Raw genomic sequence first — 13,262 nt, 5'->3', positions numbered from 1 at the left:
AAGCTCAACGAGGCTGGGGCGAGGATTCCGATCGGCTGGAGTTGTCGAGCATTTCCAGCGCGTCGAACGGATCCTTGCTGTTGTCGCCGTCGTAAACCTTGAGGAGGTCGTAGAACGGGGTGTTGGGGGGCACTTCGACCTGGGACTGCTTGCAAGCACGGTCGTAACGCTTGACGATCAAACCGGTATCTTTCTTGTTCAGGTCGTCGCGGCGATACGGTAGGTGTTTTTCCAGGAGCTTATCCCAGATCTCCAGCCCTTCCTTGAACTTCAGGACCGCGAGCGGGAAGTCGGCCGACTTGTAGGCCTTGGTCCCTTCGTAGAACAGTTTCCGGGCCTTGGTGCCATCCTCTTCCATCTCGGCCGAGCAACGATCCTTCCAGTAAGGATAGTTCATCTGGTCGGCCCAGCGATCCGACCAGTATTTCTCGTTCGGGCTCAGGGTCGCCCACTTCTCCGGGCTGGTGATGTTGTTGTTATCGAGCAGGATCTTGTCGCGGACCAGCTTGCCGTCGATCGGCACCTCGTTGTGCGCGTCGAAGACGTGATGTCCGAACTTATCCCACTCTTCATGGGCCTTGAGCCACTCGTTCTGGGCCCTCGGGCCGAAGGTGGCCTCGATCCCCTTCATGCTCTCTTTTTCCAGGCCGATTGCGTAACGCGTCTGGGCATGGGCGGGCATGGAGCGGAACGGGAGGTCACCCTGCTGACCCTTTCGCTGGGCGGGGGCGTCCACGTGCTCGACAACCTCGACGGTCCCGGCTTTCTGGCGAGTTTCGCCATCGTCGACCAGGTTGACCGCCTTGACGAACCAGTCGTGGCCGAGCTGGAAGTTGTCGTGATAGATGTTCCCGCCGGGGAGTGGGCTGCGCTTGAACGACTCGTCGTCGTCATCGCGGAAGAGGCGCCGGAGGATGATCGACTCGTCGGAGAAACCGAGCTTGTGGTAGTAGTACCACGCGGTGTCCCAGATCAGGTCGGGCGACTTCTGGTTCTTCTTGACGCCGTCCTCGACGAACTTGATGCCCCGCTTGATCCACTCGTACTTGTCCTCGGGGGCGTCCCACTCGACCGAGACGTTATAGGTGAGATTCCAGCTCTGAAACGTCCAGATCGAGAGGAAGTGGGGCTGGAGCTTGGTGATCATGTCGACCGTCACCTTGAGCTTGTCCCATTCCTGGATCTTCTGGAAGTCGATTGCACGAGTCCAGAGGACGTTGGCGGCCATCCCTCGGAAGCCCCCCAGCAGGAACAACTTGAGGACGAAGCTGCCGGTGTCGACCTCGCCGATCGTGGCTTCGCCGAGATCCTTCTTATCGGCCTCCTTCTTCAGATACTCCTTGTAGGGGTACATGACCGAGAAGAGGACGAGGATGCCGACCGAGAAGATGATCTTACGCTGCATGTTGGTGAGGTAACTCACGCCGCCACCTCCCGATTCTTGAGGATGAAGTAGCCGCCGATCGAGAAGGGTACCGCGTACGCCAGCGCGACCAGCGTGTTCTGGATGATCAGGGGCCAGCTCACGGCGAAGCCCTCGGCCACGGTGTTGCTCACGTCAAGTGCGGCCAGGTTGGGGATGAGGTAAACCATCGTCGACATCACGGGCATGACCACCGAGTCGAACGTCTTGGCCACGACCACCCCCAGGGTTGGGGCCAGGTCGCTCATCTGGTTGTCGTGGGAGATCAGGCGGATCAAGGATTCAAACGGACCGCCGCCGATCATCGACTGGAGGAAGAAGTCGCGGAGGATCGAGAATGCTGCATGTCCCGCGACGAAGAACGCGATCGTGAACAGCAGGGCCACCGGCCAGCTGAGGAAGGTCCCGGCGAACACGCCAATCGAGGTCAGGACCATGGCCTGGAGCCAGATCCCGAAAAGCCCCTTCATGAAGTTCGTGCCGAAGTCGCCCGAATTGGCCAGGAGGTAGAAGTCGCTCTCGGCCATCCCCAGGTACTGGGTCGGGCTCTGGCAACGAATCGTGACGGTCAAGGAACCGAGGGATCCCACCAGGAATGACGACGGGAGCAGTCGCTTGTTGGTGTAGTACTCGTGGATCGGGAATGTGTCCTTGAACTTGCCCACGTTGGTCCGGGGGTTCTCGACCTCGATCTCGGCGTAGACCGGGTCGCCGACGCGGCCCTTGGTCGTCCGGTAGATCGTGAAGGTCATTTCCACGGGGATCGGGGGCGAGTGGAGTTCGGCAGCCTCGCGACGGAGTCGGTCGATTTCGTCCGGGTCCTTGGCGGCCTTGGCCTTGGCCGTCAGTTCGTCGAACCTGGCCTTGAGCTTGGCCGAATCCTCGCGGAGCGTCTGGATCTGGCCTTTCACCCGGGTCGCCTCGGCGGTATCGGCGGCGACCTGGGCGGCCTTGACGTTGGGCTCTTGCTTGCGACGCTCGAGGGCCTCGATCCCGAATTCGAGGACCATCGCATCATTCTCGATCGCCTCGATCGTCCCGGGGACCAGGAGCGAGGAGACCGGGATCCGCCGGTCGATCAGGCGCTTGGGCTCGAAAGGATCGGGGACCACGCCGTAATGCCAGATGGCCGCGGCCGGCGTCCCGCCCTCGATATGGCTCCGGAATTCTAGTTCCTGACCGACATCGATCCCGCGGATCTGGGGAGTTCCGCGAGAGTCGATGAACGTCAAGGCCCCCTTCACCGGCACTCGGGCCGACATCCGGGTCTCCAGTTGCTCGGCCTGATCGTAAAGGAACCGGGCACGGTCGGGGTCGGTCGCCTGGATCTTCTCGGCCTGCGCCACGATCTCGTCGCGGGTCCCTCCGACATTTCGGTAGAGATAGAGCAGACTGATCATGCCGAAGACCAGGACCAGCACGGTCACGATCGCCATGTAGCCGACGATCCGACCCCAGACCACTTCAAGCCGGCGGACCGGCTTGGTGACGACGGTGTAGATCGTCTGGGCCTGGATGTCCTGGGGGAGGCTGATCGGGGCCAGGACCGTCACCATGATGGTCAGCAGGAGCATGCAGAGGAGCATCAAGGTCCCGACATAGATCCGGCCCAGTTCCGCCGGCCTCTGGAGCGGAGCCGGCAGGAACCAGTGGGTGAAGGCCAGGATGACCGCGAAGAGCACGATCACCACATAAGGCGCCCACATCTTCCGGGTCGATTCGATGATCGCCAGACGGGCAATCGCGAAGAGCCGCCTGGGCCTCATCGCGAGCAGTTCGGGAAGGAGTAGCCAGGAGACGCGAGCCAGGACCACCAGGCCCATGTAGGTCGCACCCAGCCTGACCCCTTCGAAGATCGCCCGCCCGATCGAGAAGCTAACCGAAGACTCCCCGGTCGCGTTCGCCATGGCGACCATCGCGGTCAGTCGAAGGTAGGCCACCACGATCCCCAGGCCGATGGCCAGGTGGATCCCGGCCAGGACCATCCCGTCCCCTTTAGAGCCGAGCCGTCGGATCGAAGTCCAGAGCGATCGCTCGATCCAGAGCAGGATCACCAGGCCGAATACCAGCGCGGTCGTGTTCGAAACCGAAATACCGCCGACGTTCAGTGGCGCGATTCTTTTCGTCGACTGGAGGACGTTCAGCACGACCGCGCCCAGGCAGCCGAGCAGGGATACCAGGGCCGCGATGTCGAGGACGTTGGTCCGGGCCTTCTCGCGGGTCCGGACCGCCGAAGCCACCCAGGAGAAGACCCAGGCCAGCAGGGCGAACAGGCCCACCACTTTCAACCAGGTGATCAGGCCTCCCAGGACGCCGGGGATCGAGACGCTCGGTTCCCCGAAGACGTAAAGCCACTCTTCGATTGGTACCAACCAGTCGGGAATTCCGGGCAGCTTGGCTTGCGCCCAGAACATGACGGACGGAAGCAGGTTCATCGCGGTGAGGCTCCTCGAGCGCGGGCACTGACGGCGGCCGCCGATTCGGATAACGAAATGGAGGTATGGCGAACGGCCCCGGATCGGACGGGTCGAGACGATCCCGGACGAGCGATCGTCCAGGAGTTCGGGATCGAATCCATGGATGACGGGCCGGAGTCGATGGGTCCCGGCCCCGGTCAGGCCAAATCAGCGCTTGGTCGGCGACCCGGCGAGCTCGTCCGACACGGGCGCCGGCTTGCCGGGTGCCCCGTCGATCGGCTTGTCCCCGACGCGTCGGCGGCCGGGGTGCAGATCGCTCTCGCGGACGATCCGGAGGAAGAGCTCTTCCAGGGTCGTCGTGGGATGATCGACGGCCAAGAGCTCGGCCCCATGTCGCTGGATCACGGCCCGGATCTCGTCGATGGCGGCCTCGGGCAGGTCGCGCGTCTTGATCTGGGTGACGTCCTGGACCGTCAGCAGGTCGGACACCTTGCCCAGTTCCTTGAGTTCGCCCCGGTGGAGGATCGCGATCCGGTCGCAGATGTCCTGCATGTCCGCCAGGAGGTGACCCGAGAGGACGACCGTCTTGCCTTGGGTCTTGAGGTCGCGGATCAACTCCTTGATCTCGGCCGTGCCGATCGGGTCGAGGCCCGAGGTCGGCTCGTCGAGCAGGATCAACTCCGGATTATTGATCAGGGCCTGGGCCAGACCGATCCGGCGTTGCATCCCCTTGGAGTACTCGCGAAGTTGGCGGTGCTTGGCGGCGTTCAGGCCGACCATGTCGATCAGGCGACCTACCCGCTTGGTCCGCTCGGCCTTGGAGATCTTGAAGAGCCGGCCGTAGAAATGCAGCGTCTCCTCGGCGTTGAGGAACTTGTACAGATACGACTCCTCGGGGAGGTAGCCGATCCGCTCGTTCTTGGCGACGTTGGAGGTCGGCTCGCCGAAGATGAACGCGTCGCCTTCGGTGGGGAATAGCAGGCCGAGGAGGAGCTTGATGGTCGTCGTCTTGCCCGACCCGTTCGGGCCGAGCACGCCGAAGATCTCCCCCTTATTGACCTTAAGGTCGAGCGCCTTGAGCGCCTGGACCTTGGGTCGGCCCCAGAAGTCGCGGTAAACCTTGGTCAGGTTTCGTGTCTCGATGATGACGTCGCGGCTCATCGCTAGGTGCCTTTGATAACGGTGAAGGATGGGTCGGGACGCGATGACCCCGTTCCTGGATGGGTCGAGCTGGAACGACACCGGCGAGGAGGCTCGGACGGACGACTCTGGGACGAGATGAACATGGGAATGAGGACGAAGACCAGAGACCCCGGGTGCGGCCGACCTTATGCCAGCTACGTTCGCGAATCCAAAAAGGTTCGAAGAAAAATTCGAGGACCATCCTCGGGCCGATCGAGCTCGTCGAGGAGGCTCTCGGAGACGAAGGAGTTATCGTATCTTCCCCAAGATTACCTTGGCAAGCATGGGTACCAACTTTCGATGGGGACAAGAAACGATTCGTCCCGGCCGCCGATGGAGCATGCAGGGACGATGCGTCGGTCCCCCAGGAGCGCGTCAGGGACGTAATCCCGAAGTCGTGGAGGTGTCCGGAGTCGCTTCAACGCGACCACTGAAGGTCGGGACGCTGGTTCGAGGCCGATCGTTCAGGGTTTCATTATAAGGATGGACCGATTCGACCGCAGGGGCCACGGGGGGCCCGCTGGCCGGGTGAGGGCCTCCGCAACCCGAATAGGGGAGGAATCGCTGACCTCGCGAAATGTAAGGGTTGTAGTAATTCGGAAGCAGGAGTTGCGAAGCGGGGACGGCTAGATAACGCGGGAAGTAATAATCCGGCGTCCGGTCGGCCGTCAGGGGCATCATCACGCCAGGTTCAACCCAACCGTAGCCGTCGGGATTCCCGTTGGGGAAGCCAACTCCGTAGCCTGGTTGAGGGGGAAGGACCAGGTGATTGGGATTCCGATTGAAGAAAATCCCGCCCGTCGAGGTCATCGCGATCAGAATCGTCACCGAACCGACCATGCACGCCATTTCCATACCTCCGTGTCAATTACCATCTAGTGGGCCTACAAAATGGTAATCTAACCGCGCCGAGTGCGGCGTGTCGGCAATCGAGTCCCCGGTTCCCTTCCGATGATCGGGTTAACCGGGTAAGATTCGGAAAAGCGGTCGCACCGGGTTACGGAGGTCGGCCCATCGAGTGCCGACGGTTGAGAGTCCCCATGATCGTCCTGATCGACAACTACGACTCATTCACCTACAACCTGGTCCAGCGGCTCGGTGAGATCGACCCCACGCTCGATGTCCTGGTCGTCCGCAACGACGGGATCGCGCTGGACGAGATCGAGGCGAAGCGACCGACCCACCTGATCATCTCGCCGGGGCCCTGCACGCCGAATGAGGCGGGGATCTCGCAGGCTGCGATCGAGCGATTCGCGCCGAAGATCCCGACCCTGGGCGTCTGCCTGGGACACCAGTGCATCGGACAGGTCTTCGGAGGCGAGATCGTCCGGGCCGGGCGGATCATGCACGGCAAGACCTCCCTGATCTATCATGACAATCAGGGGGTCTACCGGGGGCTCTCCAACCCGTTCGAAGCGACTCGTTACCATAGCCTGGTGATCCGGCCGGGGACCTTGCCCGACTCGATCCGGGTCGTGGCCCGGACCGATCAGGACGAGATCATGGGGGTGCGCCACGAGTCGTTCCCTCTCGAAGGTGTCCAGTATCACCCCGAGAGCTTCCTGACGCTCGAAGGCACCAAGCTCCTCAAGAACTTCGTGGGGCGATGAGCCGGGGATCCGCTCCATGCTGAGCGTCGACGAGGCAACCGAGGCCATCCTCCGCCATTGTGTGCCACCTCGGGCGCGGTCAACCCCGCTCATCGACGCGGTTGGCTTGACCCTGGCGGAGGAAATCGCCGCCGACATCGACCTCCCCCCCTTCGACAAGGCCTTGATGGATGGCTATGCCGTCCGATCGGCCGATCTCTCGTCCGATGGCGAGCGAGCCCTACTGGTGGTGGAAGAGATCACCGCAGGCCGGACGCCATCGCGAACCCTTGGTCAAGGCGAGGCCTCCCGGATCATGACCGGGGCCCCCCTTCCCTCCGGGGCCGATGCGGTGGTTATGATCGAACGTTCACGGATGGAGGGGGATCACGTTATTGTGTCGGGCCCGATCGCGTCGGGGCAGTTTCGGCTTCCTCAAGGCCGGGAGATGAAAGCCGGAGAAGTCCTGCTCCCGCGAGGCATCACGATCGACCCCGCCAAGGTCGGCTTGATCGCCTCAGCAGGTCGGGCGGAAGTCCTGGCTATTCCTCAACCTTCAATCGCGATCTTGCCGACCGGCGATGAACTGGTATCGGCCTCCGAGCGTCCCGGCCCCGGTCAGATCCGCAATTCGAATGGGGTGATGCTCGCTAGCCTGGCAAGGGCCTGGGGGTTCCGCCATGCGTTCGAATCTCCGGTCGCGCCCGATGATCCCGCCAGGCTCCGAGACGCCCTGGGCCGGGAACTCTGGATGAAGGAGGATCGGACGAGATCCGCGGAGTCGATGCCCGGATTGGTCGACGTATTGATCGTCAGCGGGGGAGTCTCGGCCGGGACCAAGGATCTCGTCCCTGCGACCCTACTGGATCTCGGAGTCGAGCCGATCTTCCACAAGGTCAACGTCAAGCCCGGCAAGCCCCTCTGGTTCGGGATCGGCCCGCCTCGGGGTTACAAGCAACCCACTCTCGTCTTCGGCCTGCCGGGAAATCCGGTGAGCGGCGTGGTCGGATTCCTCCTGTTCGTCCGACCCGCCCTCGATGCCCTCGCCGGTCGAAAGCCATCTCCACCACGACAGATCTCGGCGAAACTCGACGGGCCATTTTCTCATCGAGGCGATCGCCCGACCTACCACCCCGCCCGCCTGGTGGAAGGCCGGGCCATCCCGCTCGATTGGGCCGGTTCCGCCGACCTCCGAACCGTGGCCCTGGCCGATGGATTCGCCGTGTTTGCGGCGGGGGATCGGGAGTATCTAGGGGGAGAAGATATTTCGTTTCTGCCGCTTAACCCTTGAATCCATTGAAGCATAGTCCATCGGACCAAGTCGTTCAGTCCTTCAAGGAAACAGGACGAGCCTCGACGTCCTCCCTGGCATCGAGGAAAAATGCATCCATGGAGATCGTCTCGGGCAAGTAACCCCGCGCATGCTGCTTACGACCGGTCCTCTCCAGGACCGAATCGATCAGGGTCCTCTGAAACTCGAACAGGGTCATCGGGCCGTTTCCTGGGGTCCGAAGCCGACCGGCGCTCCGGGCTTCGAGAACACTCAGGAATCCCTCAGCGAAGGCCCGGTGAGGCCCGACCGAGGGGCGAGGTCCGGGGATCGGCCGGCTCGGCCCATGATCGGCAGCGATGAAGCTCGCAACGTGGCTATTCGCCTGGAGCTGGCGAATCCAGTCCTTGATCTCGAGATTTTCCTCGCGAGACATCGACTCGATCTTGTGAACGGAGTCGAGCAGGACGACCACCCGGCACCCTAGCCTTGCGAGAGTACCCAGTCGTTCAGAGAGATCGGCAGCCGAGATCGACGGGGGAGCCAGGTCGTCGGGGGGCTCTGCCGTGGCGAACATGGGCTCGGATCGGTGCGAGAAGAAATGCGTCTCGAGGACCAGAGCCACCACGTCATCGGAATTGAGGGCCTCGCTCCCCTCCCCCGATCTGAGGTCGTCGAGCGCCTCGGTCAACGGACCAGCCGCAACCTCGCGGTCGACGAAAGTCCGGACCCGGACGCGTTCGGGCGCGAAGCGGCTCCCGGTCGCGGGGTCGATGAGCCGATCTTTGAGAAATTGGGCCAGGTCTTCGGCATCGCGCCGGGCGTGAGGAATCGGGGGCAACCGCTTATCAGCGAATGATTCCGAGCCGATCGCGATGATTTCGAGTCGCGAGGCTCGACGGCCGGGCGCGGGTGGCTCGGGATTCGAGACGGGAAGTTGAGTCGTCCGGACGACGCCGAGGGTATCCACCGTTTCCAGGGTCAACACGGAAGCCCGCCCCCCCGGGACAGGAAGATCGACCCGACCGGCGACCGATGCCCCGTCGGCTTCGATGGCGATGGGAGCGACCGACTTGCCATCGACCAGGATCGAGGCTCGAGCGATCCGTGCGGCACCAGTTGCGGCTCGGATCGCATAGTCCAGCAAGATCCGGCCTCCCACCGCCAAGGCGGGGTTACCCGGCCCCGGTGCCGGGCCGACGGGCGCGGGGATATCAGGAGAGGGACCCGGGGTGAGCGCGACTTCCTCCATCCCACTGTTCCGAGGTCCCGGGGTCGTCGGGGCGACGGGGAGGAGCGCGGCCAGGGCACCGAGCGGATCCCCCGTGTCGAGGAGTCGGTCCAGGACGTTCGGGGCCGGGGCCTTGGGCTGTCGGAACCGTTTCTCAAACTTGTCGATCGTATCAAATCGAGCCGACTGGAGTTGGGCCACACTGCCACGGTTGGTCAACCAGCCGAGGTATTTGCGATCCCCCTCGACGGACGTGTCGTAGTGGCCACGAGGTGTCCATAGGACCCACTCTCGATCGGCGGCCGGGAAGAGCGTCAGCGCGGGGGAGTCGCGTTTGGTCGATCCGGCCCGGAGAAGCTCGGGCTCCTGCCCCATCCTGGCGTACAAGCTGAACATGGTGGTCGGGGGCTGGGCATCGAGGACCGGCAGGATCGCATCGGTCTGTGCCTTCGACTGCTCAACCGGGCCGACGAAGAATTTCTCGATGACCTGCCCGGGCTTCAGCTTGATCCCATCGGCGAAACCCCCAGGAGTGACCTCCCCGACGATCCAAACGCCGTCGGCCCGACGATCGAAGCGCGCTCCGAAGGGGGCGGGTCGGTCGCAACCGGCCAGGGGCCAGAGCCGGAGGGTCTGGTCGGACGAGCCGGTCACGAGCCATTTCCCGTCCGGTGAGGAGGCCATCGAGTAGACCGGGCCGGAGTGACCATTGAGGAACCGGGTCCTCCGACCATTCGCCAGGTTCCAGAGGACGACCCCCGTTTCGCAGCCCACCGCCGCAACCGGTTCGAGATGACCGGCCTCGGCATTAGGAGGGATCAAGGTGTAGCTGTAATAGCGCCGCTCGTCCTCCAGGTCGAGTTGTCCCGGCCAGCCCTGCCCCTGAGAATTGAGGAAATCCACTCGACTGACGAGACCTGGGCGGATCGGGCGGATCGTCCAGCCCGCCTCGATTGCGGTGGCGTGGCGATAGGCGGGCTCACCCGGCTCCGGATCGAACAGGAATCGGCCTCGGAGATCAAATGCTTCGTAATTCTCCGCCTGACCGGGCACCTGAGGTCGGATCCGGGCGAACCGAACGGCTTGGCTATCCGATCGAAAGCCAACGTCCCAGAGACTTGACCCCTGCCCAGGAATTTCTTCGGGAGGTGGGGCATTTTCGGCCATCGACTTGAGATAGATTGCCTGCGAATCTCCGCCAGAATAGGCCAACCTCCGACTATCCGGGCTGAACGCGAGCGTGAAGACCAGGTTGGAAGTCGCGGGCATCGTCTCCAGGACCCTGGCATCCGGAACCGAGCGAACCTCGACGAGGCAGGCGAGAGTCTGGGGGTCGTCGGGACGACCGGCGACTTTCCGAGCCACGCTGCTGGTCGCCAACCTCTGACCGTTCGGACTGACGGCCACCGCCAGGACTGGGCCGGGAGATGCTTTTAGAATGGCCCCGGCCATCGTGGCCGTTTCGTAACGGATCAACCCTGCCCCCTCGGTCCCCACAAAAATCCATCGATTGTCCGGGGTCACGGCCAGCGAAAGGATTGTCCCCGAGAGCGGGTTGCCGGGGGTCCGGCCGGACTGGGCGAGGAATCGAGGGCGAGCCCGATCGCTGATATCGTAGAGGCGAAGTGTTGCATCCCGCCCGCCAGCGACCAATCGCGTCCCCTCGGCGAAAATCGCGATCGAGTTAATCGGTCCGGTTGCCTGGTCCATCACCGAAACCTGGCGGCGACCGGCCACGTCCCAGATCCGGACAGTCCGATCGTTGCTGGCAGAGGCGAGATATTTACCATCGGGCGTAAAGGCCATCGAGGTCACGACATCGGAGTGACCGGGCTCGCCGGGGTGACCATCAACCGCTGGCCTCGCCGAGAGCTGACCCCGGACGTCTCCGGTCCCCTGGCCCGATTGGCCGGGGTCGTCAAAGAGGAGGATTTCGCCACGATCCGCGAGAACTCCATAACCAGCGACCGCGAGGAGTCGCCGGCCGTCCTCGGCCCCTCGGGGCGAGATCGCCAGGGCGTTGACCTCGCCCCGCCCCCCTCGCCAGATCGGAGGGCGAAGCGTCCGGGCCAGCCGGGTCCGGTCGGCCCCGAGATTCCAGACCCGGACCACCTTGTCCATCCCCCCGGTCAGGAGTTGCGCCCCATCGGGCGTGAAAAGCATCGATCGGACCGGCGCATGATGCCCATCTCCGGTGAGGATAAGGACAGGTTCAGTGAATAAATCACTCGGAGCGACCTGAGCCCTTGCCGGGCCGGCAAGGACAAGCGATAGGACGATCAGTCCGACATTTCGGGCGATTTGACGACGATTGCCCATGTTGCGCATCGATCACCGGGCGATTAAAAAGAAGTGATTGAAAGAGATTACGGCCGATCGAGCCTAGCGTGACCGAGCGATGCCTTGAGCGGATTCGGTTGGAATTTAAGCCAGGCCATTTCCTCAGCTCACCTGATTCTCAATAGCTCTTGCAAAAGGTGCAAGCAAGACGTTTGGAGAAGACGATGTATGGGGGTACGGTGGAGGACCTCGGACCAGCTCCGATCCGTTCTCCCGACGCGTCCGGTCTGATGATCCAGGAAGGTGAATCCGATCGAAACGCCGCGTGGCCGGAGGCCATGAATGAGCCCGGGGGGAGGAAATCGGCCGGTGAGGGCCGGTTGCCCTCAACACTCCGGGAGAGCGGACCTACCAGGAGGAGTGGTCGAGCCATGCGAAGGACGACGCAACTGAGCCGCCTCGCGGCTCTGACCGCCATGTTAATCGTACCCTCGGCCAGGACGATGGCCCAGGAGGGACCGACGACAACTGGTCCCTATCTGAGTAGCCCGCAATCCGAATCGACCTACCCCTCATTCCAAATGGGGGGATCGGGCTCGATACCCGGAGGCGGGCCAGTCGGCCCCGACGGGACACCGCTTTCGGTCCCCGACGACGGGACAGGTTCCGGAGCGTTCACGGGAGGATCAGACGCTCCAGGAGGGGCTCCGGGAGACTTTGGGGCCGATGCCGGATTTGCGGCAAATCAGGGCGGCTTCGCGGGGGGTGGAGGCGATCGGGGTGCCCCTCCCGGACTCGTCGGAGACTTCTCCCCGATTTCTCAAATCCGGGTCCTTGGCCTGCCGAAACCCGCGGCCAGCTCCAGGTTTCCCGACCTCCCAACTCCCACCCCACCGCCCCCCCCTGGCGGTGGAAACCCGGGGATTGCCAATCCCCGAGGACAGTCCATCCTCGTCAAACTGACCGGCTTGAAGATCTCGGACAACATGAGTCCGAGGCCGCAGGATCGGGTCTTTTATTCGTTCAATTACTTCGACAACGTGAACGCATCACTGAACCGACGGCTAGGCACTCCCGTCGAAAACCTCCAGGTTTATCACCAGCTTTTCGGGATCGAGAAGACGATCCTCGACGGCCGAGCTTCGGTCGGCTTTCGCGTCCCCCTGAACACGATTTCACTGAAGAGCACGGCCGATGTTAAGGGTCTCGGGGGCACAAGTACTGCGCCGGGCGACCTGTCGATCTTCGCGAAATATGCCCTCTACTCGGACGATCAGGGCAACCTGATCTCGGCGGGCCTCCAGGTCACCGCGCCCACCGGGCCGGGAGCCTTCGGCGGCAATAAATTCTACAGCTATTTCCGGGACACACAGATCCAGCCGTTCGTGGGTTTCATTTTCGCACGCGACCGTTTCTATGCTCAGGGATTCTCTTCGATCAATGTTCCGACGATGTCGCAAGATGTGACGCTACTCTTCAATGACATCGGGATCGGCTACTACGCCTACCGCTCGAACGAGCCCAACAAGTTCCTCACGGCGATCGTCCCGCTGGCCGAGGCTCACCTGACCACCCCGCTCAACCACCGAGGTTTCAGCGCCACGGATATCGCCGCCACGCCCGACATCCTGGACATGACGGCCGGGGTCAACGTCGAATTCAACCGACGGGCCATCCTGACCGCGGCCTACATCACCCCGGTGACTGGTCCCAAGCCGTTCAACGCCGAGTTCGCCCTGCTCCTCAATATCAAGTTCGGACGGAGCGCGCAGAGTTCGCTCCCCGGCTTTCCGGTCCGTTGAGCTCAGAGACGCCAAAAAATCGAACGACCCCGGGTTATGCGAGGTCGTTCGATTTTTTTCGAATCTGC

The 13,262-nt window shown here is 63.0% G+C and carries 8 protein-coding genes; 3 read left to right on the top strand and 5 right to left on the bottom strand.

What is annotated here, in order from left to right; genetic code table 11:
- Positions 1 to 4 precede the first annotated feature (4 nt).
- From P12x_RS06075 to P12x_RS06060, 4 genes are all read right to left on the bottom strand, one after another.
- Positions 5 to 1,423 (bottom strand): hypothetical protein, encoded by a 1,419-nt coding sequence (locus P12x_RS06075; protein WP_435009996.1) that lies wholly within the window; start codon positions 1,421 to 1,423, stop codon positions 5 to 7.
- Complete coding sequence (locus P12x_RS06070; RefSeq protein WP_435009995.1) at positions 1,420 to 3,858, bottom strand: hypothetical protein; 2,439 nt, start codon at positions 3,856 to 3,858, stop codon at positions 1,420 to 1,422. Before P12x_RS06070 ends, P12x_RS06075 begins: the two co-directional genes overlap by 4 nt.
- Before the next feature lie 189 nt (positions 3,859 to 4,047).
- Positions 4,048 to 5,001 carry an ABC transporter ATP-binding protein gene (locus P12x_RS06065; RefSeq protein WP_435009994.1) on the bottom strand — a complete coding sequence of 318 codons (954 nt, stop codon included), beginning with the start codon at positions 4,999 to 5,001 and terminating at the stop codon, positions 4,048 to 4,050.
- Positions 5,002 to 5,397: 396 nt separating this feature from the next.
- Positions 5,398 to 5,871 (bottom strand): hypothetical protein, encoded by a 474-nt coding sequence (locus P12x_RS06060; protein WP_435009993.1) that lies wholly within the window; start codon positions 5,869 to 5,871, stop codon positions 5,398 to 5,400.
- 191 nt (positions 5,872 to 6,062) lie between these two features.
- Here P12x_RS06060 and P12x_RS06055 point away from each other — a divergent pair, with 191 nt between their 5' ends.
- Together P12x_RS06055 and P12x_RS06050 are read left to right on the top strand one after the other, a co-directional pair.
- Positions 6,063 to 6,632 (top strand): anthranilate synthase component II, encoded by a 570-nt coding sequence (locus tag P12x_RS06055; protein ID WP_435009992.1) that lies wholly within the window; start codon positions 6,063 to 6,065, stop codon positions 6,630 to 6,632.
- A 16-nt stretch (positions 6,633 to 6,648) separates the two neighbouring features.
- Entirely contained in the window at positions 6,649 to 7,902 is a 1,254-nt protein-coding gene (locus P12x_RS06050) for a molybdopterin molybdotransferase MoeA (protein WP_435009991.1), read from the top strand.
- Between the two features lie 34 nt (positions 7,903 to 7,936).
- Here P12x_RS06050 and P12x_RS06045 read toward each other — a convergent pair whose 3' ends face one another.
- A complete protein-coding gene (locus P12x_RS06045; protein ID WP_435009990.1) occupies positions 7,937 to 11,431 on the bottom strand; it encodes a WD40 repeat domain-containing protein in 3,495 nt (1,164 codons plus the stop codon).
- Positions 11,432 to 12,378: 947 nt separating this feature from the next.
- On the opposite strand from P12x_RS06045, the gene P12x_RS06040 reads away from it, so the two are divergent.
- Positions 12,379 to 13,194, top strand: a complete 816-nt coding sequence (locus P12x_RS06040; protein WP_435009989.1) for a hypothetical protein — start codon at positions 12,379 to 12,381, stop codon at positions 13,192 to 13,194.
- Positions 13,195 to 13,262 lie beyond the last annotated feature (68 nt).

It is taken from the genome of Tundrisphaera lichenicola, assembly GCF_051175385.1.
Classification (GTDB): domain Bacteria; phylum Planctomycetota; class Planctomycetia; order Isosphaerales; family Isosphaeraceae; genus Tundrisphaera; species Tundrisphaera lichenicola.
This window is presented reverse-complemented; position numbering and strand designations above follow the sequence as displayed.